The following is a 22,169-nucleotide window of genomic DNA, read 5'->3' as shown; positions in this document are numbered from 1 at the left end:
CCGGCGGCAATCCCGCCCTCGATTCCGTGGCGACCGGCGCGGGCCAGTGGGGCCCCTACATCGAACACGCGGGAGCCAGATGCGAGATCGGCTTCCACGGCAGCTTCACCTGCACCTCGAAGGGCCACGCTTTCAGCTCCTTCGCAGGAGGCATCTCCGCGTAGTGCCGGGGATGTCTCGGCGACGGACCGGACATCGACATCAGCCCTCCCGGCGAAGCACCCACCACCCGATGGGACCCGCAGCGATCATGAGCAGCGCGGATGCGCTGCGCAGCGCTCTTGACATTCCCCCGTGTAGTGGCAGTGTCCTGGCTGAGGCCGGGGTCTGGGCCGCCGCTCGGGCACTGGTCGAAACGCCGCGGGCTCGGTCGTTCTCCACGGGCCGGGCCCTGCGGTGGCGTGAACCGCATCGACCGAGCATCTGATCGGTGTGCGGGCACCGGTCGGGGCGTGAAGGCCCGCCCCCGGTGAGGAGTGATCGTGAAAGTGTGAGCGGGCCTTGCCATCGCCGTGTGAGGTGTGGATCACGGGGTGACGCAATCAGCGGATACACCCGAGAACCCCGGCCGAGCAGGGAATGGATGTCGAGCCGGGGCCTCGGGCTGCCTAGCCATTTCATGCGCTGCCACCGGCCTCCGTGCACAAGCCCGTAGCGGCAGCAGACAATAGGTCCCCGGTCCCCGGGATGCCCGATACCGCGGTTCACGCGCGTGTCGCGTGCGCGGCGGTGACAACACTTCAGAACGCGCGCCAGCCCCCGCCACCGACAAGTGCTCGGTTTGGTGTGCGAAACCGTGTCCGGAAACCTCGCAGCTCAGGCCATGGCGGTCTCAGCCCGCAGGTAGGGGTGCCGTTAACGATCGTGTCACCCGGTACATAAAGCCCTGTTCGGGCAGATGGCCGCGGGGATCACTCCTGTTCGGCCGTCGGCGTGAGGTAGCGGTGCAGCGATGTCTTCGGGATGCCGGTCATGCTCGTGCATTCGCCGAGGCTGTTTCCCTGCTCGCGGAGTAGTCGGGCGAAGTCAATCTTGTCGTCGGGCTATCCGACCAGGATTTCGGGAGCGTTCATGTACAGGGTGCCACGATCGTTAACGGCACACATCCGAGGACAAGTCCCGCTTCGCGGGGTTGCCGAGCGGGGCGAAATACCCCGCACGGGTCGGCGCCCGGGCGGGAACCGTCTGCGGCGGCGTCTCGGCGTGACGTTCAGCCGTCCGCACCCCGTAGGCCGGGACCCTCTGATCACTGCGTGATGCGAGCGAACGGCGACGGTCGTGGCATAAGGCGTTACCACACATAGTTACTTGCTATGCGCGATAGCTCGGATGGCGACCTGGTGCTTTGACCGGATCGGCAGTGGGTCGGGTTTGGAAGCGATGCGCGGTACCTTCGACTTCGAAGGCTCGCCCGGCGGCAAACGCCCGGGTCGACTCACGCTACCGCCGGATTCTGTGTCACTGCTCCTCACGCTCCTTCAAGCGCAAGCTTGTCGGATGTGTCAGTCATAGCGGCGTACGTTTCCGCGGACGATGGATGCTCTGTGGTGCGGTCCTTCGAGTCCTAGGTAGGGGCAGTCGGTCAGAGAGTCTCGTAGTGTTGCGGTGTGGTCGTTCGGCGCGATCCACAGCAGCCGGTTGGCCTGTAGCCATGGCCGGAGTGCGAAGTCCAGTTCTGCGAGCGGTGATTCGTGGCTGTCCCAGCCCAGCCATGTGCCGTTCTGGTGGACCGAGTAACTGGATGTGCCCCAAGTGTTTTCCAGTGGTACGCCGGTCGGGAGCGGGCCGAAGTAGGTGATCACCCAGCCGGTGTGCGGGCCGATCGCCAGTTCGGTGAGGACCGCGCGCACGTCTGGGCAGTTGAGGAGGCGGGGGATGACGTAGGGGACGCCGGGTCCGGGGCGGCGGCGGTGTTCGGTGTCGGGGATCGGCTCGCCCAGTCGCATGGCGCCGGTCATTGCCAGCCAGGTGGCGGGAAGCGTGGGTGGCCGGCGGATCGGTGCGTCGTATTCCCAGAACCATCCGTCCAGGTCGTACACGTCGATCGGGTAATCGACGGTCGCGCCGGTGGAGGGGCAGCGCGCTATGGTCACCGCGGGCAGCAGGTCCCGGTAGTGGTTGGCCAGCGCCGTTCGTTCGGTTTCTGCGGCCTGCGCGGCGTCGGTGGCGCCGCGCAGGCGCGCCGCTGTGATCACTGTGTCCAGTTGTGATCCTCGGTCCAGGATGCGGCGGCGGGTCTGCGTGGTTTCCTGTTCGGCGTCCATCATGTGTTCATCCTCCTGTCCGGTGGCCGTGCTGGAAGGCGGTCAGCTCCGGGCGGATCACGGCTGTCGCGGCGGTGGCGTCGGTGATGGTCGGGGCGGTGTCCGGTGCGAACCGGATCAACGGTTCGCGACCGGGTTGGTGGCCCTCGACGATGGTCTGGAAGATCTGCCGCTCGAACTCCGAGTGGGGCTGCCAGTACATGTGCGGACCGTGTTGCACACCCATGCTGCGTTGCCGCATCTCTTCGATGATCGGCCAGAACTCGTGCTCATCGAGCATGCTGCCATCGGTGTGGCGGATATCGAACAGGTCGTGATCACTGGTGACCGGGCGCAGGATGTCCTGGTTGTCCCGCATGTGAACGACGCCGTCACGGACCGCGAACTCCCCACTGGCTGTGTATCGCTGCATCACGGGTTGCAGTGCGTGGAACTCGTTGTAGCGCAGATCGTAGCGTTGACGCAGGGCGGTCGGATCGATGTCGGCGGGCACGGTGGCCGGCATGACCGGTTCGAAGTAGCCGACCAGGCCGACATGTTCGGTCGACATGCCCAGCACCGCGTCGAGTTCGTTGATGCTCTTCGCCTTGATCGACATCGGCTTGGGCAGCGCACCTTGCTCGAGGAAGGGGACCGACGCCGGGTTGGCCGGGCGGACATCGATGACGATGTTGTGCCGGTCGGAGAACTGCTGGAAATGCCGCTGGTTTGTTTCGGGAATGCCGTAACGAGCGGCGATATCCGGGGCCGTGATCGACGCACCGTCTCCAGGGCAAGGCGGTATACCACTCTGCTCGGTGCTCCCGCGCTCGGATGCGTGCGTCGGCACTCCGGTGTTCGGCTCGCCCCCAGAACTCATCACCCGGTTGTGGCCTCGCGCGTCCTCGACACTCGTTTCACCGATCAGATGGCGCAGTCCCCCGGTCACGTCGCTGTTCAGAGCTTTATTTTTTCCGGCGAACTCTCGGATCCCGCCAGTGATTCGATCCGAACAACCACGAACCAATCGGGAAATCCACACAGACCCCACCTTCGCGCAACACCCATTCGACACCCACCAGCCAAACCGTTCCGCCCGCTCAACAGACCGACCGATGCTTGACCTGATCGAAACACGTAGTCCGCCGCTTGGGTCTAGCGGGGGTCAGCGACCGGCGGTTGTGTCCGGCAGAGTGGTGTACCAGCGACTTGGCAGCGACCGTATGAGCGTGTCGTAGCCGGATAGTGGGCGGTCACCGCGTGATCCTTCTTGAACCGCCAAGCTCAACGAAGGAGAAGTCACGCGATGACCAGGATTCAGCCTATCGACCCGGGCAAGCCGTTCGCCGAGCAACTCGCCGCAACCAGCCCTGACCTGCTGCGGGAGATGTTGTCGACGTTCGTGCAGTCGCTGATGAGCGCCGAGGCCGACGCGATGTGCGGTGCTGATTACGGCGAACGCAGCAAGCGCAGGGGCAACTCCCGCAATGGGTATCGACACCGCGATTTCGACACCCGTGTCGGGACGATCGATGTCGCGATCCCGAAACTCCGTCAAGGCAGCTACTTGGGGTGCCGTTAACGATCGTGTCACCCGGTACATGAAGCCCTGTTCGGCCAGGCAGCCGCCGCGATCACTGTTCTTGTTCGGCCGCTGGCGTGAGGTAGCGGTGCAGTGATGTTTTCGGTATGCCGGTCTTGCTCGTGATTTCGCCGAGGCTGTTTCCTTGTTCTCGGAGCAGTCGGGCGTAGTCGATTTTGTCGTCGGGCCAGGCGGTGGGCCGGCCGATGTGGCGGCCTTTGGATTCGGCGACGGCGCGGGCGTGGGCGGCGCGTTCGGCGGTGAAGGTGCGTTCCATCTCCGCGAACAGCGCGAGCAGCAGGAACGCGATGCGGGCCATGCCCTCGTCGGCGGTGTTGATCGGGATGGGGTCGGCGAGGGTGCGCACGCCGATTCCCTTCTCGCCGAGGTCGTGGACGAGGTTGAGCACTTCGCGCAGGTTCCGGCCGAGCCGGTCGAGGGTGTAGGCGACGATGGTGTCGCCGGGGCGTGCGTATTCGAGCAGTTTGGTCAGGCCGGGCCGGTCGACGGTCGCGCCGGTCTTCTTGTCGACGTAGATCCGTTCGTCGGGCAGTCCGGTGTCGGCGAGGGCGTCGATCTGGCGCTCGAGGCTCTGCTTGGTGGTCGAGACTCGGGCGTAGCCGAGTTCGAGTCCGCCGGGCGGGTGTGCTGGTGTGCTCGCCATCCCCGAAATGTACCGGAATTCGTCAGCGTACCGGCCTTTCGGAACACTTTCGGTGGAACGATTTCCGGAACGAATGCCGTTGCGGTTCACCCTGGTCGCCGGTACCGGCGGCGACTTTGATCGGCGTGGCATCGGTTGTTCCACTTCCAAGGAAGCGGAACAGACTGCCAACCGATGCCCGTGGTCGATCCGGAGAGGATGCTTGCGCTGCAGTCCGCTCGGTAGGGTTGCGTGCGGCTCGGGCCAGCTTCAGGATTACTGGGGCGATAACAGGTACCGTGTCGGCCTAGCCGCTAATCTCGCGGCGGCCTGGGTCGTTGGTGAGTAGCTGGGAGCAACCGGTGGATGGAAACGGGCAGATCAAACTGGGTCTGTACGAGCATTTTACCGGCCATCGCTATAACGTGACCGGGTTCGGGCATGCGGTCACTGGTGACGGTGCGGAGGAGCTTCCCGGCGCCGAGGTGGTCATCTATCACGCGATGTTCACCTCGCCAGTGTTCGGCGATCAGCATGTGTGGGTCCGGACGGTCAGCAACTTCACCGAGGAAGTGGACATTGACGGCCGCCGTGTTCCCCGATTCCGGTACCTGGGCACGGATACCGGGCCCACCCTCGCTAGCCAGCGGCCATTTACATAGCCGTCGGCAAGACAGGACAAGATGCGTATTCCAGCCGGTGCCGCCCTGCGGCGGACCCTTGCGATAGACGAGGTTCTTCCGTTAGTTGATCTCCGCCCCTTTGTCGGCGGCGTCCATACCGACGTGGAAGCCGTTGCAATGCTTGAGATTACCGATCCAGGTACCGGTCGGGCGATTGCCCGGCTGCCAGAAGCGCAGCAGGCGGACGTGCACCGTGCGGTCGGGGCGGCCCGGCAGGCGTTCGACGAGGGGCCCTGGCCCAGAATGACACCGGCCGAACGGGGAGCGTGCCTTATCCGGCTGGCAGGGCTCATTGAACGTGACCAGGCTGAACTGGCATTGCTGGAATCGCTCGACACCGGCAAGCCCTTCGCTGGTGTCCAGAGCTGGGACATCGGCACCGCCGCCCAGACCTACCGTTATTACGCTGATCTTGCTACCCATGCCGTGGACGAGGCCCTACCCGCACCTGACGGTGTTCAAGTGACCCTGCGCCGCGAGCCGGTCGGCGTGTGCGCCGTCATTGTCGCGTGGAACTTCCCGTTCGCTTGTGCCGCATGGAAACTCGCCCCCGCACTGGCCGCTGGATGCACGGTCGTGGTCAAAGCACCCGAGCGAGCGCCGCTGTCGCTGCATGCGCTAGCCGCTCGGATAGCCGAGGCGGGCTTCCCGCCGGGCGTGGTCAACATCGTCACGGGGATCGGCCAGGTGGCAGGCACCGCGCTGGTGTCCGATCCGCGGATCGACATGATCAGCTTTACCGGCAGCACCGCCACCGCCCGCGCCATCACCCGCGCATCGGCCTGGCGTATCCCGCCGATTGTCACCGAACTAGGTGGCAAGGGTGCGAGCGCAGTCTTCCCGGACGCGGACCTGGACCGGGCGCTGGCTGCGACGGTAGACGGTGCGTTCGGCCTGGCCGGGCAAAACTGTTGTGCCGCCAGCAGACTGCTCGTCCACCGAGACATTTACGACGACTTCGTAAGCAGTCTCACCGACCACGCCCAGCGGCGTCGGCTCGGTGACCAGTTCGATGATGCCACCGAGCAAGGGCCGCAAATCGACGAGGCGCACCTGGAGGCAATCGACTCGATGGTTCAAGACGCGCTCGCTGACGGCGCCCACGCCGAAACTGGTGCAGCGCTCGGCCTACCCGGCCCCTTGCACTATCAACCTACTGTCCTGACCAATGTGAGCACCCAGGCAAAGATCTCCCACGACGAGGTTTTCGGCCCAGTGGTGTGCATCTATCCGTTCCGCGATCTCGACGAGGCCATCACCATCGCCAATAACTCCAGTTACGGGCTGTCAGCCTCGGTATGGACCACCAGCACCGGCACCGCTGACCGGTTCACCGACTCCGTCCGGGTAGGCACCGTCTGGGTGAACTGCTTCGGATACTTCATGCCCCACATCCCCTGGGGTGGGGTAAAACTCTCCGGCAACGGCCGCGAACTCGGGCCTGCCGGAATCAGCGAATACCTTGTCACGAAAACCGTCTGCCGCGCACTCTAATCCACCACCTGGTCTCGGCGCGACAACAACGTTGGTGCTGGTTCAGATCGTGGCCGCGCCGTGCTCCTCGCGCGACATTGAGTGGGCGATGACCTGGGCTGATCAGCCGCCGCTTAGGGTGAGCCGGTTGGTCATGTTCAGCTTGACCTCACCGTAGGGCAGGACGTGTTCCCAGAACAGAGGGGTCACCCCGCGCTTGTCGGCGGCGGTGACCAGGACCTCGCCGGTGTCGGGGTCGTCGATGAGATCTTGGATCATCAGGGTGTTGACGTAGACCAGCGAGGCTTGCACGATTCGCAGGCACTGCACGCTCAGTTGCTGCTCGTCGGCCCGGTTGGACGACAGCTCGCCGGTCTTGCCGTAGTAGATGACGCTGTTGGCCCGGTTCCAGGATTCGATGACGTTGAGCCCTTCCTCGATCTCCCGCTGAAGTTCGCGGCTGCGCAGGTACCGGCACAGAAAGATCGTCTTCTGGGCGCGACCCAGCTCGATCATCGCCTGATAGGTCGGGTGGGTGGCGTTGGCCTTCATGAACCGGCGCAAGATCGCCTCCGTCGATGCGGTGCCGGTGCGGATCGCGGTCGCGTACTTCACCATCTGGTCGTACTGCTCGGCGATCAACTCCCACCGGATCGGACGCGTCATCACCGGCCCGAGGCCAGGCCACAGCCCGGACTCGCCCGCCGCGGGCCGGTACAGTTTGCACTTGTTGATCCGCTTGATCCTGGGCAGCAGGTCGAAGCCCAGCAGTTTCGTGATTCCGAACCCGATCTCGGACTGGCCATGACTGTCCACATAATTGGACTCGACTCTCATCTCGGTGCCGTGGCGCACCGCGCCTTCGATCATCGCGTGAACCTCGCTGGCGGAGCAGTTGATCCGCTGCGAGTGGATCACCACCGAGCCTTTCTCCACCGACCAGTAGATCAGCACGCCGCGCCCGCCGTAGCGGGAGTGCCACTCGGTGAAGATGTTTTGGTCCCACGACCGGAAATGCGTCGAGTCGCTGGCCACGGCGGTGGAGCCCTCGCCCCACACGCTCGCGCGCCGGACCCGGAACGTCGCGTTGGCGATCTCGATCGCGATCCGATGCGCCGCCTCCGGCGTCAGGTACCGGCGCCGCACATAGCGGATGTCCTCCTCACTGTGACCGTGGCCGCCGCCGGCGACCGACCGGATCCCGGAGTTGGTCCCGTAGGCGTAGAGGCCCAACAGGAGCCGTTCGGCAAGGACGTCTTCGGGCATGACGCCCCGGTCCGCGACCGAGGTGAGCGATTTCAGGCAGCCGGTGCGCAGCACGGTCTCCTTGACGATGTCGATCAACGGCACCTGCCCCCACCGGGTGCGGATCGCCCTCTTCATCTTGCGCAGGTTCGTCGGCTCGGGCTGCTTGGGTACCGGCGTCAGCTTGATCGCACCGGATTTTCGGTCCTTGATCTCCAGCCAGTCGCACTTGGGCAGCGCGGTGTGCAGGGCGTCGAGTTCGGCGCGCATCTCAGCCTGCATGGCGGTGATGAACGCGGTCGCATCGAGGGGTTTGCGCAGTGCCTCGTAATGCTCGACGCGGCGCTCTTCGAAATCGGCAGGCAGATCCTCGGCCGGGTTGCGCCAGCGGTCCGCACCGACCACCCAGATCTCCTTGCACCGCAACTGATCCCGCAGCGCCTGGAACGTGCAGACCTCGTACACCATCCGCACCACACGCTGTTTTCCGTGCTTGTCGGTCTGATACACCAGCTCCCGCCAGTCCGCGCTCACCCCGCGATGAGCCGGGATCGTCTCCTCGATCGGGAAGTAGCGCAGAGCACCCGAGGCGTGCCGGCCGATCAGCTCCAGCGCGTCGAGCACCGGCCGGTGGGCGGTGTTGTTGGAACGGAACTCCAACACGCTCAGCAGCTTGATCAGCCCCGCCCGGTAGTGGTTGGTGTAGGAGCCCTTCAACGTCGCCTTCACCGTCCGCTGATGCGTCGGCCCCGAGGTCTTGAACTCGGCCACCAGGTCACGCAGCACCGCCTGTGGCGCGACCGGGAACACGGTGTCGCGCACCAGCTTGTCACCGGCCTCGACCGTGGCCTCAGCGACGCGGAACAGCAGGTTCTCCTTGCCGGTGACCCGCTTGAACTCCTTGATCAGCTGGTTGGTCACCCGCACCTCGGCGCGGGCGTTGATGCGATGCACCGTCGCAATCAACAACTCCACCAGCGTGTCGGTCAGCTCCCGCGACCGGCAATGCAGCAATGCCGCCAGCAGCGTCAACACGACCTGCGGGGCGTGGCGGCGCAGGTGGCTCGGCGACTCCACCGACGCGCGAGCTCGCCAGGCCGCGACGATCTTCGGTGAGATGTCGGCGAACACGTCCGCGGGCAGCCCGACCGCCCGCACCGCCTCCAGCTTCGCGATCTCGGCCAGCATCGTGTTCAAACTGACCGTGCCCGGATCCGAGCGGATCGCGGCGAACACCGCCGAACCATCTTCTTCGGCCTCCGCGTCGCTGATCAACGCGAACATCCGATCAGCCACCTCGCCTTTCAGCCGGGAACTGACCCGCTCGAACAGCCGCTCCTCACCGAGACTCAACGCCGAGCGGACGATCCGATCCACTCGGCCACCGGTCGGCGGCTCGATCTTCTCCACCCTGCATCGGGCCAGCACATGGTCGCGAACCGCATCGATACCCCGCTGAGCCTGCGCGATGTTGTCCACCAGCCACCCAGTCAGCGCCTCGGCATCGGCGACACTGCACTCACGAAAACCCAGCGCCTGGCGGATCTGCGCCCTATGAGCCTTGCTCGTACGGCCCGTGAAGTCGTAGAATGCGATCTCGGTCCCCTCGACTCCGATCTGCCGGGCCACATACTCGACCGCATCGTCGTGGATCTCCGACCGCCCGCGGGGAAACCGGCCCTTCTCGGTATAGAACCGCAGCATCAGCGCAAACCCGATCTTCGCCGGCCCGCGCTTGGTCGCAACCAACCCCAGTTCATCGCCGACCAGCGTCCACCGGTCGATCAGCTCATCCTGGTCGAGCTCCCTCATCACGCGCGAAAACTACTCCGCGCCAACCCCTCTCGACCGGGTTTCGGGAGCGTTCATGTACCGGGTGACACGATCGTTAACGGCACCCCGAGATCGACGCTCCGGGGCCGTTCGGTGTGATCAGGGTCCATACGTTCCGGAGGTTCGTTCGCCCCGTCTGCGGATCAGCCGACCAGCAGCACACCCAGCGCCACGACGACGAACAACAAGCCGACCACCAGCAGCCACCCGTACCCCGGATCCGGCGGTGCGGCCGGTTGCACGCGGCGGGCCCGCGCGGCGTCCGCAGCCGCCCGCCGCGCCCGCTCGGCCCGCCACTCCCACACCGCCTGCTGCTGATCCGGCGGGAGCGGGACCTCGGCGACCTCGCTCGACATCTGATTCGGACACCACTGCGTCTCATGCCACGAGTACGGGCAGCGGTAGTTGTCGCAGTACCAGCGGCGGACAATCCCGCCGCCCACCTCTCTCGGCATCACGACCCCTCCCTGATCAGCGTCCGGTCACCCGGCGTGCGCGGCGAAGCGTAGCCACCGAGACCGACACTCCGGTCGAGATTCCCGCTTCACCCGTTGACCGGACTTTGCGTGGATCACGCTACGCTCACCGCAGCAGACAGCCCCGGCAGTTACGGTCTGCCGGGGCTGTCTGCTGCAGGCTGAGTCAGGGTTAGTGGCCGACGGTTACCAGGGCCGCAATGCCGAGCCACAACCAGTGCCAGGACTGATCCAGATGTGCGGCGCCGGAAGCCAATCCCTCGCCGCGCCGGTAGAACCCGCCCTTGCTGAGCCGGTCGGCCAGCCACATCAGCGTCGAGCGCCGATCAGCCCAGTAGTGCGTCGCCGCACTCACCCCAAGACCTGTAGCTGCCCAAGCCGGGCTTACTGGCAGCCGCAACCACCAGGTCACCGCCGCGAGGCAAACCACCAACGTGAGCGTGTAGGTCAGGACGTGGCTGGCGCAGGAGATCCGCCCAGCCCAGCCGGGCAGTCCCTTGTGCTGGGCCTGGTGATCGGTTTGAACCCAGTAGTCCGCGACGTGGTGCCCGACGAGGTAGGCCCCGAGCGTCGCACCGAATTCGGCGGCCGCAGTCGTGTGCTCGATCATGCTGTGGTCCTCTCGGTGTCGTGGCTGCCGAGATAGCGCCACTGGATGCGGGTGATGGTGCTGCCGGGGGTGCAACCGGCGTGGCTGCCGCAGAAGAACGCGACGAACTGGGCGGGTGTCATGTCCGGGAAGCCCTCGGCGGCAACCTCCTGCGGGGTGATGAGGTCCAGACGCTCGCGCCGCACGTCCACGACCTCGACATCGACGATCCGCACCAGCGGCTCGTCCTTACGGCGGCCCATGACCTTGCGGCACAACGTCAGCCGCGTACCGGGGGTGAGGTACTGCCAGCCCATGCGGCGGGTCACGGTCTTTCTGCGGTCGCGCACGGCGTCCTCGGTCAGGGAGACCGACATCAGACGTGGCATGACGTGCTCCGATCTGTCGGGTACTGGCTCCAGAATTCGCCGTCCAGCTCGCGGCCGGCGGCCTTGGGTGTGCGTCCGCCCCACTGCTTGAAGAAGAACGCCGTCCCGGCCGCCACGCACTGATCGCGCAGGTCGCGCACCCAGTCCGCGTCCATAGGCCGCGCGTTCGGCCCGGATTCGCCGCCGACGATCACCCAGTCGATCGCGGGTGCGGGCCGCCAGTCGGCGCAGCCGGGGCAGCCGCACTCGAATCTCTCGTCATCGTCGGGCCACCGGCACCCGCACCCGTCCGGGCAGCCCAGCGGGAACAGCCACTTATCCAAGTCGATGGGCCCGAGCAGCGGCTCGCAGGACAGGAATCGCACCGCGGCAGGGGTGTTCACCAGTTCGGTGATGCGGTCCGTGACGCCGCCGTTCTCGACCGACGTCCCCAACCAGAGGTTCGGTGGTAGCACCAGGCCCTGCTCGACCATGCGCCGCGCCCGGCCGGGACGCTTGGTCAGCACCTGGTAGGTGTGCTGCGGGGTTTCGGCGATCACGTCGATGACCTGCTGCACGAACGCGGCCGGGACGCGGGCGTGGAACAGGTCCGACATGGAGTTCACGAACACCCGCCGTGGGGCCCGCCACCGGCGTGGGATGTCCAGTGCGGCGGGATGGATCGTGACGCCGAACCCGGGCCCGGAGGTGCGTGGGTCGCCGTCGTTCTGGTATTTCGCCGATCCCATCGCCTTGAGGCGCTTGGCCAAGGCCAGCGCGTAGCAGTTATCACATCCTGCGCTGATGCGGTCACACCCGGTGACGGGGTTCCAGGTGTCGTCGGTCCATTCGATGCCGGTCACGCCACAGTCCTTTCGATCTCCTCGCCGGTGATGGCCTCGACAAGTGCGCAGCCGATGACTTCGGCTGCCGCGGGGGTGACGGCGTTGCCGTAACCGCGGGCCTGAGTCCGCTTGTCGCCCAAGGATTTGAAGGTCGCCGGGAACGCCATCCCGGCACGGATCTCGGAGGGCTCCAACATCCGGAAGGTGCACTCGGAGATCACCCGCTCCGCGTCCGTGCCGAGCAGCGCGAACCGGTCGCGGGTGGTCAGGGTGCCCATCGGCTCGTCGACGGGATGGGCTTGGCCGGTGCGGTAGTACGGGACCAGCAGATGCCGCTCCGCACTATGCGAAGGCTGAACCAGGCCGTGGTGGAATCCGGACGCCGAGAACGTCGCCAGCGGCTCGCTGACCAGGCGTGCGGACTTCTTGCTGCCGCCGCCGCGCAGGGAGGTGATGAATGGTGGGATCGCTACCGCGAGCTCGCGCCGGCACGTCTGTGTCGGCAGCACGGTGGTCGCGGGAGTGACCGCAGTGGGTGCGGCGCGTCCGCTGGTCTGCACCACCAACGGCGGCACAACCACCGCGTCGGTTTCGCGGGTGGTGCGTGCAGGCATCGGATCGCGCAAGCTGGTCGCTGCGGTGCGCCAGGTCCCGCCCGCTGGGGATAGCATCGCCGCGCCGCCGAATTTCTCGAGCCCGATCCGGATGCGTTCCATCGTGTTCGGTGCCAGCGGCTCGTCCCTCTCGCCGATCTTCGCGCCGGGCGGCAGTGCCCAGTCGATCGCGACCGAGGCCGGTGTGGTGATCGGCTCGACGACCGCGAATCCGCACGCCTTGGAGGGACACCGATACATGTACTGGCCGTGGCGGATCCCGTAGCGGCCCATCTCCACCCCGGGCTGCTTCCACGACTGGATGCCATCGACGACCTGCTCGCAGACCTCGCACCACGCTTTCGGGCGCAGCCACTTGTCCCAGTCAGGGCGGCGGCCCAGCGCCCGGAGCCAGTACGCGACGTACAGCCGGTCGCGGGATTGCGGCACCGGCAGGCACATGCGGGGCAGCACGTGCGCGGAATTCAGTGCAATGACCCGGGTCTCGTAGCCCAGGGCGCGGATCTCGCCGATCCAGCGGTCCCACTGATCCCAGCGGCGGCACTGTACGACGTTCTCCATTACTCCGGCCAGCACCGGGGTACCGCGCCCGACCATCGCTCGCAGATACCGGGGGATCTGCTCGACCAGCACCCGCGACCGCGCGGCAGCGGGATCCTCCACGATGCCCAGCTCAGTGTCGAACATCGTGTACTGATTCGTCTTGTCGAAATGCCGCTTCACGCCCTTGGCGTCGGTCCAGGCAGGACAGGCCGGGCTCGCCCAGAACATCTCCGAGTAGGGCAGGTCTTCCAGCACGATGTCCTCGACATCGCCCGGCGGAAGATGCTCCACCGTGGGGAAATTCAGGGAGTGAACCTCTACACAGACTGGGTTGTGGTTCGCAGCAAGCTGGCCCTCGACGCCCGGTACGGCGTCCCAACCGAGCTGATCGCCGCCCCACCCGGCGAAATAGACCGTTGATCGTAATGACATGTGCAGCTCCAAAAGAAACCGAGGGATTGGCAGTTCCAAAACTGCCATCCTTAGGTTAGCAGTTTTTGAACTGCCGTTGGCTCGATTGGCCCGGCTTGGCAGTTCTCGAACTGCTACCGTCTCAGGGGTGAGCGACTACGAACCGGTGGAGACCGTGGCCCTGGCCGACAAGGTCGCCGAGTTGCGCGCGGCGTGGAAGGCAGGCGAGCCGCTGAGCGGCGGGCAGGTGTTCGGACTGCCGCCGCTGGACGCGGACGTGTGGGTGGACACCGCCGGCGCCACCGTCATCACCGGTGTCCCACCCAAGACCATCACGTCGTATCTCTCACGGGGCAAGCCGAAGTCGCATCCGTTCCCGGTGCCCTCGAAGTTCCTGGGCCGCAACTACTGGCCCGCCTCGAGCCTGCTCGACTGGACCGCCGGACTGGCCGACGCGAAGGACTGATGCTCGGAGACCAGGGGTCACAGGTGCAGGTCGGGGTCCCTGCGCTGGTGCGGGATCCGCATGGCTCTATCGCCGATGCGGACATCGACGCGATCCGAGCGGCGTCGAGATTCACCGATCAGTGACGTCACAGATCGCCGATAGGACCATGTGTCAGCGGGGTGTCCGACAGGAGCAGGCTCTCAAGCCGAGGGGGAGAGCTTGCGGTAGCACCGCGACCACCCATTGACGGGCCGGGATCTCACTTTTTTGTTCGAAACCGGACATTTCCCAGTTCAGGGTCGGTTTCATCCTTGACAGTGCTGGTCGGAGTGGCAGGGTTTGGTGTGAGGTCGGGGTCTGAAGCGTTGGAGTTCGGGCACTGGCCGGGGCATCGCAGGTTCGGCCGGGACGCCAGGACCGGGCCTGCGGTGTCGTGTGTGCGGGATCCCGTGACACGCGTGAATCGTGGTAGCGGATATCCGGGCGGGTGCAGCCGTAGTGTCGGCGGCTGTCACGGAGGCAATCCATTCCCTGCGGTCATCGTGACAGCGCTCGGAGGGGCCCAGACGCTCCGGGGTCACCTTTCACTCACTCCTTTGCGGGGGTGGGGTCCCCGGGGTTCTCCCTCCGGGCGTCTCCCGACGCGATCCACGTTCTCCACGCGGCGATGGGCAGGCCCGCCCCGAAACCTCACCCACCGAGGGCGGGCCGTCACGGATGGGTCCCTGAACAGAAAGGAACCCCGGTGATGTGCCTGACCACCGAGGTGGCCGGTAGGGATCGTTCCGGGGTTTTGCGTCTCCCAGTATAACCTCGGCGACCGTGACGACGACTCCCGCCCGATGGTCGGCCGCGGATCTGCGGCGATTCTTGTCTGCTGGCCGGTTCGACCGCTACGCGCAGGTCGCTGGATCCGACGCGGCGGGAGAGCGGCTGTATGAGTGGAATCAACGCGTCGCCGGGGCCTGGCACGAGACGCTGGGATCGTTCGAGATCGTGCTGCGCAACGCCCTCGACGCCCAGCTGGTCGCCTACCACCAGCGTGTCCGCAACGGCAACGGCGACTGGTACGCCGATCCCGGGATGCCATGGGGTCCCAACACTCGACTGGCACAGTCGATCCGAAAGGCACGAAACCGGGCCACCCTGAACAACACCATCCCCGAGGTACACGGGAAAGTCGTCGCCGAACTGACCTTCGGATTCTGGCGCTACACGCTGGCCAACACCTACCAGAGCACGCTGTGGGCCCAGGCATACCGCCGCGCCTTCCCGCGTCTTCGGCCGCAGCGCCGGACCTCGGTCTACGACCCGATCACCAGACTGCACGAACTGCGCAACAGGGTCGCCCACCACGAACCCATCCACACCCTCGACCACGACGCCCTCCTCACCGAGCTGACCGAAGTCCTCACCTGGAACGACCCCGCCGCCGCAGCCTGGGTCGGCACCACATCCCGCATACCCGCCGTGCTCAAAACCCGTCCCTGACGGGGTACCGGTAGTAATCGCAAAACAACGAACTTGCCTTGACCAGCAGAGATGGCTGTGTCAGTGGCTGGACGGCTGGAACAACCATCCAGCGGCGCGGATCGATCTCGCACCGGTGAACCGGACGCACTGTTTGCGCCGTGCGGACCGGCGGACAAGGCTGGAGGTGTGGGGCGTGATGACGCTCGCGGTGCGGTGTACGCCGATATCGCGGAAACGTTCGACGCGGTGCTGTCGAGCGCCGAACGCGAACGCGCCGAGCGCGGTGAGGTGCCGTGGCTGGATGAGGTGATCGCCGAACTCGCCTCGGCCACCCGCCAGGCCCACGATCTGGTCGTGCTGCACGCGGTCGGCGGGATCCTCGCCCAGCGCGGCAACTACTCGATGGCGGACTTGGCCGCGCTCACCGACGCCGACCCGGCCGCGGTGCGCCGCGTGCTGGCCGAGCTGCGCGCGCGTCACTTCGGCATCCGCTGACCGGGGGTTGAGGAGCATTCCGCCCGATCCGGCGCTAAGGAGTTACCGCAGATAATGACAAAAGGGAATCGGTCATCGAGGACACCTCGAACCGCAGCCGCTGGGCCTCCCGGCTGTGCGGGGCGGCGGTGCTGGCGGCGTCGACCAGCTCGGTGATCTGGCGGCGTGTGGTCTTCGACAGGTCAGCGGCGGGCTCCGCGGTGCGCGCGAAATCGACGCTGGCCTTGGTGCGCTCAGTGCCCGGGCGGCTCGTATCCGCCAGGGCACACTGCTGTGAAGGCCAGGTGTCGGGTCGGGTCAGGCGATCGCCTCCGCCGTGTGGAGGATGGCCCGCAGCCGAGACCCGATCCACGTACCCGCGGACAGGCTTACGGCGTTACCGAACCCGTCGTACTGATCCCTGGCCGACCCCCAGACGATGAACTCGCTCTCGTGCCCGGGGAAGGTGGTGTCGAATCCGCATCCCCGGCCGACCTGGCCTGCACGATCCGCAGGCACTGCACGCTCAACTCCTGCTCGTCGGCGCGGTTGGAGACCATCTCTGCGCTCTCGCCGAAGGAGATGACGCTGTCGGCGCGGCGCCAGGACTCGAACGGTTCGCCTGCCGGGTGACCGGGCAGCATCGCAGTACCCAGCGCCGTCCTGCGGGCGCGCAGCAGGCCACGGATCGAGATGCCCCATTACGTGCAGGGTTACGTGACTGGGCACGCACGCAACCACCCCCGTCAAGGGTTCCGCCGCGCCTACCACGACGCCCGCGGAAGGCTGGAGGGCAACGCCAGGATCTGGTTGACGCTTTTGCCGCTGACGCAGGGGAAGGCGCAAGACCGAGAAACTGGCATGTGTCGAGTCGGCGCTGGCGCGGCGGCCGCGAGATGCTTCCTTGCACTGCAAGTTCTTTCGTAGCAGCCAACGCTGCCAGCGCAGTGACTCTCGTAGGGACTTCCCCCATACCGGATGTGTTGGTGACTGGGCAGGCTGAGCGGATGCTCGATTCGGCAAGGATTCACTCCCATCGGCCGACGGTGATCGTCGGTTTGTCGACTGATCGGTCCATGTCGCGTTGACCGGTTGCGACGTTTGCCTGTATCGGTCGGTAACGCCGGGGCTGCCCGGACCTGGTGTGAGTTTCGAGCAGCAGATGCTGGCGGGAATCGAGCGGCGCGAAGACAGCGACGGCTCGGACCATCGGATGCTGCGGCGCATGCTCCGCGCCACGGCTGCGGTCAGCCTCTCGGAGGTCGAATGGATCCGCCGGACGCGGGCGACTGGGACCGTCCTGCAGCCCCGAGTCAGCGTCGTCGACGGTTATGTCGTTGGCTACATCGCCCAATGGCGTGATTCCCACAGCGCACGCCTCGGTCCGGCGATCATCGACCTCGACGTCGGGGCAGGCCTGAGCCTGCCCGAACTGCGGGACGGGTGGGAACCTGATCCACACGCGGCGGCGGACGCGCAGACCGAGTGGAAACTTCCTCGTTCGGTGGCTCCCTCGGCCAGGGAAACGGTGCTGTGGGCCGACGCCGAGTTGTGGGCATACGCCCTGGCTGATGTTCGGGGTTTCAACAAAACATTGGCAGGTGTTGCGAGCAGCGAACGCGCGGTATGGCGGTGGGCGGCAAGCCGGGTCGCTGGGGTGCTGGCGCTGTGGTCGGGGCGGATCGAACCGGACGCGCGGGGAGCTTTCGCCGTCGCCGCGCACGAAGTCGGAAGGTCCGCACTCGCGACCGGAAGCCGCGCGCGCCCGCACATCTTCCAATCGCCCGCACCGGATCTGGACAAGGCAGCGTTCGCCCTCGCGCAGCTGTGCAGGAAGGTCCACGACCCATCTACCGAATCTGATTTGGTCGGCGCACTGATCACCAGCATCGCCACCACTGTCCCGACCTCGGTGATCGGCTGCCAACTCCGATCCGGACGCACATCGCGGCTCCAGTCGTAACTGATATCGGCACCCGGCTATGACATGGCGACGCCGAAACCGCCACCTGAACCCGCACAGGCAGCTGCCTAGCACGTGCGGAACTACATGGCGAACCGCAACTCAGCAACCGCAGCACTCGGCATGCTCATGCGGAAAAACAAAAGGGTTGCCTACTTCACGACAACGCCTATACGAGGCATCAACTTTTCACGTCGCAGGATGGAGGGCAACATTGCGAATCCTTTTGGTCGCCCAGGCATTCAACAGCCTTACCCAGCGCGTCTATACCGAACTACGTGCCCGCAACCACCAGGTCGGTGTCGAACTGGCTCTCGGCAACGTCCTGCTGCGTGCGCGGGTCGCGGCCTTCGGTCCGGAGCTGATCCTTGCGCCGATGCTCACCACGGCGATCCCGAAGGACATCTGGTCGGCGCACACCGTGCTGATCGTGCACCCGGGACCCAAGGGTGATCGCGGACCCTCATCCCTCGATTGGGCCATTCATGAGGGCGAGAAGCAGTGGGGTGTCACGGTGCTCCAGGCGGTCGAGGAGATGGATGCGGGACCGATCTGGGCTTCGGTGCCGTTCGTTGTCGCACCGTGCGGCAAGAGCGAGCTGTATCGCAACGAGGTAGCCGATGCCGCTGTGCAGGCCGTGCTGTTCGCGGTCGACCGATTCGCCGATGGCAGGTTCGAGCCCGAGCCACTGGACTACCTGCGCCCGGACGTCCGGGGGCGACTGCGGCCATACCACGACCAGCGGCACCGCCGGATCGACTGGGCAGCCGACGATACGGACGTTGTGCTGCGGAAACTGCGCGCCGCCGATTCGCGGCCGGGAGTACTCGACGAACTGTACGGGCGGGAGTACTACCTGCACGGCGGCCATCGCGAGGATCGCCTACGCGGCGTCCCGGGCACCGTGGTCGCCGTCCGTGACGGTGCGATTTGCCGGGCCACCGTCGATGGCGCGGTGTGGCTGCCACAGCTGCGTCCGCGCCGAGTGTCAGGCGGTCCGCCCACGTTCACGCTGCCCGCCACCGATGCACTCGGCTCCGACCTGCCAAGGTCGATCCCCGAGGTGCCGGTCGCACCGGCCGCAGCCGCCGCCCGGGACACCTGGTCCGAACTTCGCTACCGCGAAGAGGGCACCGTCGGCTACCTCGAGTTCGCTTTTCCCAGCGGCGCAATGAGTACACGTCAATGCCGCAGCCTGCTAGCGGCCTTCCGGCAGGCGTGTGTACGGCCGACCGACGTGCTCGTGCTCGGCCCGGCACGAGACTTCTTCTCCAACGGCATCCACCTGAACGTGATCGAGGCGGCCCACGACCCGGCCGAGGAGTCCTGGCTCAACATCAACGCCATGAACGACCTCGTCGAAGCAATCCTCACCACCACCGACAAGCTCGTGATCTCGGCCTTGGCGGGAAATGCGGCGGCCGGTGGCGTGATGCTCGCGCTGGCCGCGGATGAGGTCTGGTGCCGCGAATCGGTTGTGCTCAACCCGCACTACCGGCTGATGGGCCTGCACGGCTCCGAGTACTGGACCTACACACTGCCCCGCCGCGTCGGCGCCACCGAGGCCGAGCGCCTGACCCGACAGGCCCTTCCCATCGGCGCCCGCGACGCCGCGGCACTCGGCCTGACCGACCGCCTCCTACCCGGCAGCGCCGAGACCTTCTGGACTTCGGTACGCCGTGCGGCGGCCGGGCTGGCTGAAAGCCCAGAGCTGGCGAACCGCCTCATAGCGAAGAAACAGCAGCGAGCCGCCGACGAGGCAGTCAAACCCCTGGCCGTATACCGCAGCGAGGAGCTGGCACACATGCGCCGCAACTTCTTCGCCCCAGGTGAGCAATACCACGAGCTGAGGCGAAACTTCGTACACAAAGTGGCACCGACCCGCACACCGCCGCACCTATCCAACTGACAGACGCGCGCCCGCCCGAATCAGTATCCGCTCTGTCCCCCTCAGCCCTCGGGCCAAGGTACCTCGGCCCTGCTTGTCAGATTGAATGAGTCATGGAGTACTCACATGCTGGAACTGGAACTTGATCATTTCACCTTTGGGTGGGTAGTCCCTACCCTGGCCTACACCATGTCGGTCGTCGGATCGATCCTCGGCCTGCGATGCACAGTCCACGCCCGAACGTCTCGCTGGCGCGAGGGCTGGCTCGCCGCCGGAGCCGTCGCCCTCGGCGGTGCCGGCATTTGGACCATGCACTTCACCGCAATGCTCGGCTTCTCCATCCCTCGGGGGAGAATCCGTTACGACGTACCGATGACCGCGCTCAGCGCGGCGGTAGCGATCGTGGTGGTGTGGCTGGGATTGTCGATCGTCGTACGCGGTCGACCCGCAAACCTGACACTGCCGCTCGGCGGCGCGATCACCGGCTGCGGGGTAGCCGCCATGCACTACATCGGCATGCAAGCAATGAACACCAACGTCAGCATGGAATACAACCGCGCACTCGTCGCGCTCTCGGTCGCGATCGCCGTGGTCGCCTCGACAGCGGCACTGTGGTTCGTAGAGCACGTGCGCGGCTTCGGCGCGACTATCGGCGCAGCACTCATCATGGGACTCGCGGTATCCGGCATGCACTACACCGGAATGGCGTCGATGAGCGCCCACCCCCACGACCACATCAGCACGCCCGTCGGCGCCGAACCCTTCCTGATGTTCCTCCCAGTGATCCTCACCATCACCCTGATCACGATGATGCTCATCATCCTGGTCGGGGTAGCCGAGATCGACGAGGCCAGCAATCCTCGCCCGCATCGCGGTCGCGATCGGCGATCAGGTCATCGCGCAGGTACCCGTAGGTAGCAGTGCAGTCCTCGTAGGGACCGGCATGTGGGGTCCAGTGACGAGAAAGTCGCGCCAACGACTTACCGCAGATAATGTCATTCTATGTGCGGTAACTGACGAGCCGTCCTGGCGCGATGCCCTGTCCGGGCGGCGGCGACTGGGGAAACTATCTGCGGTAGCGGTGTGGGAGGTCGGAATGGGGCGGGTTCGGGCGCTGCCGCGGCCGGCGGTCGGTGTGCGGTTGGCGGATGCGGTGCAGATCTATCTGGCCACGATCACAGTGAGCAATACCCGCGCGACATATGCCGCGGCGTTGGATCGCCTCGTCGCCGATTTCGGCGCCGACACCGATGTGGCGCTGCTGGGTACGGAACCGGATCGGGTCGGAGGCTGGTTCACCTACGTGTGGGCGCGAAGTCTGCCAAGACGTTCAACATCCGGTTGACCGCGCTGGGTTCGGCGTTCGGGTACTGGCGTGAGCAGGGCTGGCTGGCTGGGGATCCGCTGGTGCGGTTGCGGGCCCGGCCCGCGCCGCCGGATTCGAGCAAGGCGTTGAGCCGGGAGCGGGTCGCCCAGATTCTGGGGTCGCAGGCACCGCTGCGGGAGCGGGTGCTGTGGCATCTGCTCTACGAATCGTCGGCCCGCGCCGAGGAAGTGCTGATGCTCGATGTCGGGGATCTCGACCCGGCGAATCGGTGTGCGGTGGTGACCCGCAAGGGCGGAGCCCGGGAGATCATCGCGTGGCAGACCGGTACCGCCCGGTTGTTACCGCGGATGCTCGCCGGCCGTCGGTCCGGGCCGCTGTTCCTCACCGACCGCAAGGCACGGCCGTCGGTGGCCATCAACGATGTCGACCCGGCGACGGGTCGGGCCCGGTTGTCCTACCGCCGTGCCGCGGAGCTGTTCGAGACCCACACCGCGGTCTTCGACGGCGGCCCGTACACGTTGCATCAGCTGCGTCACTCCAGGCTCACCCACGCCGCGGAGGAGGGCGCGTCGACGCCGGTGTTGATGAAGCTGTCCGGGCACACCTCGGTCCGTAGCCTCGTCAGGTACGCGCGGATCTCCGACGACGGGTTGCGGCGTTATCAGGCCGACAGCGACCCGGCTGCTCGCCGTCGTCGGTAGGAGCTTGATGCTGCGGATGTCTCCGATGTCTCCGGACTTGCGAGGTGTTCTGCTATTCGTCGGTCGCGGCGCGGTCGGTGTCGTGGAGGCGGGGTGCCGCTGTTTTTTGGTGGGCGACTTCTCGGGTGTACCAGTCGGCGACGTCGTGGTCGGTCATCTGCAGTGCGGCGCCGATGGTGGTCCAGTCGTCACCGGCTTCGCGGGCCTCTCGTATCACCGGCCACCGACACTGATGATGGGAAGTGGTTCTGATCGTCGTGTCTCTCCCACCGACTGTCGCCCTGCTGGGTTGACCATCACTTGGTCTGACCGGCGGTCAGGGCCGCGCGCGCTGGTCGGGCGGACAT

At 66.1% G+C, this 22,169-nt stretch carries 21 protein-coding genes and 2 pseudogenes; 12 read left to right on the top strand and 11 right to left on the bottom strand.

The genetic code is table 11. The features are described from left to right. Window positions 1-1,502: 1,502 nt before the first annotated feature. Window positions 1,503-2,267, bottom strand: coding sequence for a hypothetical protein (locus tag GVY64_RS34435; protein WP_159850494.1), 765 nt, complete (start codon window positions 2,265-2,267; stop codon window positions 1,503-1,505). Window positions 2,268-2,271: 4 nt separating this feature from the next. Beyond that, complete coding sequence (locus GVY64_RS34430; protein WP_159850492.1) at window positions 2,272-3,285, bottom strand: hypothetical protein; 1,014 nt, start codon at window positions 3,283-3,285, stop codon at window positions 2,272-2,274. Between the two features lie 264 nt (window positions 3,286-3,549). Here GVY64_RS34430 and GVY64_RS34425 point away from each other — a divergent pair. Continuing rightward, window positions 3,550-3,810 (top strand): annotated as a pseudogene (locus GVY64_RS34425) (transposase); the annotation flags it as partial. Between the two features lie 67 nt (window positions 3,811-3,877). Here GVY64_RS34425 and GVY64_RS34420 read toward each other — a convergent pair. Continuing rightward, on the bottom strand, window positions 3,878-4,489 hold the full coding sequence (locus tag GVY64_RS34420; RefSeq protein WP_159850490.1) for a recombinase family protein: 612 nt from the start codon (window positions 4,487-4,489) through the stop codon (window positions 3,878-3,880). Window positions 4,490-4,830: 341 nt separating this feature from the next. Between GVY64_RS34420 and GVY64_RS34415 the strand changes: the two genes are divergently transcribed. Together GVY64_RS34415 and GVY64_RS34410 are read left to right on the top strand one after the other, a co-directional pair. Beyond that, complete coding sequence (locus tag GVY64_RS34415; RefSeq protein WP_159850488.1) at window positions 4,831-5,130, top strand: DUF1653 domain-containing protein; 300 nt, start codon at window positions 4,831-4,833, stop codon at window positions 5,128-5,130. A 21-nt stretch (window positions 5,131-5,151) separates the two neighbouring features. Continuing rightward, entirely contained in the window at window positions 5,152-6,645 is a 1,494-nt protein-coding gene (locus GVY64_RS34410; RefSeq protein ID WP_159850486.1) for an aldehyde dehydrogenase family protein, read from the top strand. A gap of 102 nt (window positions 6,646-6,747) precedes the next feature. Here GVY64_RS34410 and GVY64_RS34405 read toward each other — a convergent pair whose 3' ends face one another. From GVY64_RS34405 to GVY64_RS34380, 6 genes are all read right to left on the bottom strand, one after another. Continuing rightward, entirely contained in the window at window positions 6,748-9,681 is a 2,934-nt protein-coding gene (locus GVY64_RS34405) for a Tn3 family transposase (protein WP_236567479.1), read from the bottom strand. A gap of 164 nt (window positions 9,682-9,845) precedes the next feature. Next, the gene (locus GVY64_RS34400; protein WP_236567478.1) at window positions 9,846-10,157 is read right to left on the bottom strand and encodes a hypothetical protein; all 312 of its coding nucleotides are present in this window, start codon (window positions 10,155-10,157) and stop codon (window positions 9,846-9,848) included. 193 nt (window positions 10,158-10,350) lie between these two features. Further along, window positions 10,351-10,788 (bottom strand): transcriptional regulator, encoded by a 438-nt coding sequence (locus GVY64_RS34395; protein ID WP_159850481.1) that lies wholly within the window; start codon window positions 10,786-10,788, stop codon window positions 10,351-10,353. Beyond that, window positions 10,785-11,156 carry a hypothetical protein gene (locus GVY64_RS34390; protein WP_236567477.1) on the bottom strand — a complete coding sequence of 124 codons (372 nt, stop codon included), beginning with the start codon at window positions 11,154-11,156 and terminating at the stop codon, window positions 10,785-10,787. Before GVY64_RS34390 ends, GVY64_RS34395 begins: the two co-directional genes overlap by 4 nt. Continuing rightward, complete coding sequence (locus GVY64_RS34385) at window positions 11,144-11,998, bottom strand: DUF5131 family protein (protein WP_159850479.1); 855 nt, start codon at window positions 11,996-11,998, stop codon at window positions 11,144-11,146. The genes GVY64_RS34390 and GVY64_RS34385 overlap by 13 nt, the downstream gene beginning before the upstream one ends. Continuing rightward, window positions 11,995-13,569: a DNA methyltransferase gene (locus GVY64_RS34380; RefSeq protein ID WP_159850477.1), complete on the bottom strand. Its 1,575-nt coding sequence runs from the start codon at window positions 13,567-13,569 to the stop codon at window positions 11,995-11,997. Before GVY64_RS34380 ends, GVY64_RS34385 begins: the two co-directional genes overlap by 4 nt. A 127-nt stretch (window positions 13,570-13,696) precedes the next feature. Here GVY64_RS34380 and GVY64_RS34375 point away from each other — a divergent pair, with 127 nt between their 5' ends. From GVY64_RS34375 to GVY64_RS34365, 3 genes are all read left to right on the top strand, one after another. Then, window positions 13,697-14,014, top strand: coding sequence for a hypothetical protein (locus GVY64_RS34375; protein ID WP_159850475.1), 318 nt, complete (start codon window positions 13,697-13,699; stop codon window positions 14,012-14,014). Window positions 14,015-14,818: 804 nt separating this feature from the next. Continuing rightward, window positions 14,819-15,487 (top strand): hypothetical protein, encoded by a 669-nt coding sequence (locus GVY64_RS34370; protein ID WP_236567476.1) that lies wholly within the window; start codon window positions 14,819-14,821, stop codon window positions 15,485-15,487. Between the two features lie 168 nt (window positions 15,488-15,655). After that, window positions 15,656-15,964 (top strand): hypothetical protein, encoded by a 309-nt coding sequence (locus GVY64_RS34365; protein WP_159850473.1) that lies wholly within the window; start codon window positions 15,656-15,658, stop codon window positions 15,962-15,964. A 297-nt stretch (window positions 15,965-16,261) separates the two neighbouring features. On the opposite strand, the gene GVY64_RS34360 is transcribed toward GVY64_RS34365, so the two are convergent. Further along, entirely contained in the window at window positions 16,262-16,462 is a 201-nt protein-coding gene (locus GVY64_RS34360; protein ID WP_201298297.1) for a hypothetical protein, read from the bottom strand. 92 nt (window positions 16,463-16,554) lie between these two features. On the opposite strand from GVY64_RS34360, the pseudogene GVY64_RS38295 reads away from it, so the two are divergent. The 6 genes and pseudogenes from GVY64_RS38295 to GVY64_RS34335 form a co-directional block, all read left to right on the top strand. Next, window positions 16,555-16,726, top strand: a pseudogene (locus tag GVY64_RS38295) (IS3 family transposase); the annotation flags it as partial. A gap of 361 nt (window positions 16,727-17,087) precedes the next feature. Further along, window positions 17,088-17,906 (top strand): hypothetical protein, encoded by an 819-nt coding sequence (locus GVY64_RS34355; protein ID WP_159850471.1) that lies wholly within the window; start codon window positions 17,088-17,090, stop codon window positions 17,904-17,906. Window positions 17,907-18,120: 214 nt separating this feature from the next. Further along, on the top strand, window positions 18,121-19,815 hold the full coding sequence (locus GVY64_RS34350; RefSeq protein WP_236567475.1) for a hydrogenase maturation protein: 1,695 nt from the start codon (window positions 18,121-18,123) through the stop codon (window positions 19,813-19,815). A gap of 105 nt (window positions 19,816-19,920) precedes the next feature. Continuing rightward, complete coding sequence (locus GVY64_RS34345; protein ID WP_201298296.1) at window positions 19,921-20,712, top strand: MHYT domain-containing protein; 792 nt, start codon at window positions 19,921-19,923, stop codon at window positions 20,710-20,712. Window positions 20,713-20,890: 178 nt separating this feature from the next. Next, the gene (locus GVY64_RS34340) at window positions 20,891-21,139 is read left to right on the top strand and encodes a hypothetical protein (RefSeq protein ID WP_201298295.1); all 249 of its coding nucleotides are present in this window, start codon (window positions 20,891-20,893) and stop codon (window positions 21,137-21,139) included. After that, window positions 21,100-21,822, top strand: coding sequence for a tyrosine-type recombinase/integrase (locus tag GVY64_RS34335; protein ID WP_236567474.1), 723 nt, complete (start codon window positions 21,100-21,102; stop codon window positions 21,820-21,822). Before GVY64_RS34340 ends, GVY64_RS34335 begins: the two co-directional genes overlap by 40 nt. Before the next feature lie 52 nt (window positions 21,823-21,874). Here the strand turns inward: GVY64_RS34335 and GVY64_RS34330 are convergent, their stop codons facing one another. After that, entirely contained in the window at window positions 21,875-22,039 is a 165-nt protein-coding gene (locus GVY64_RS34330; RefSeq protein WP_159850467.1) for a hypothetical protein, read from the bottom strand. Window positions 22,040-22,169 lie beyond the last annotated feature (130 nt).

This window comes from Nocardia sp. CY41 (assembly GCF_009829325.1).
In the GTDB taxonomy this organism is placed as follows: Bacteria; Actinomycetota; Actinomycetes; order Mycobacteriales; family Mycobacteriaceae; genus Nocardia.
This window is presented reverse-complemented; position numbering and strand designations above follow the sequence as displayed.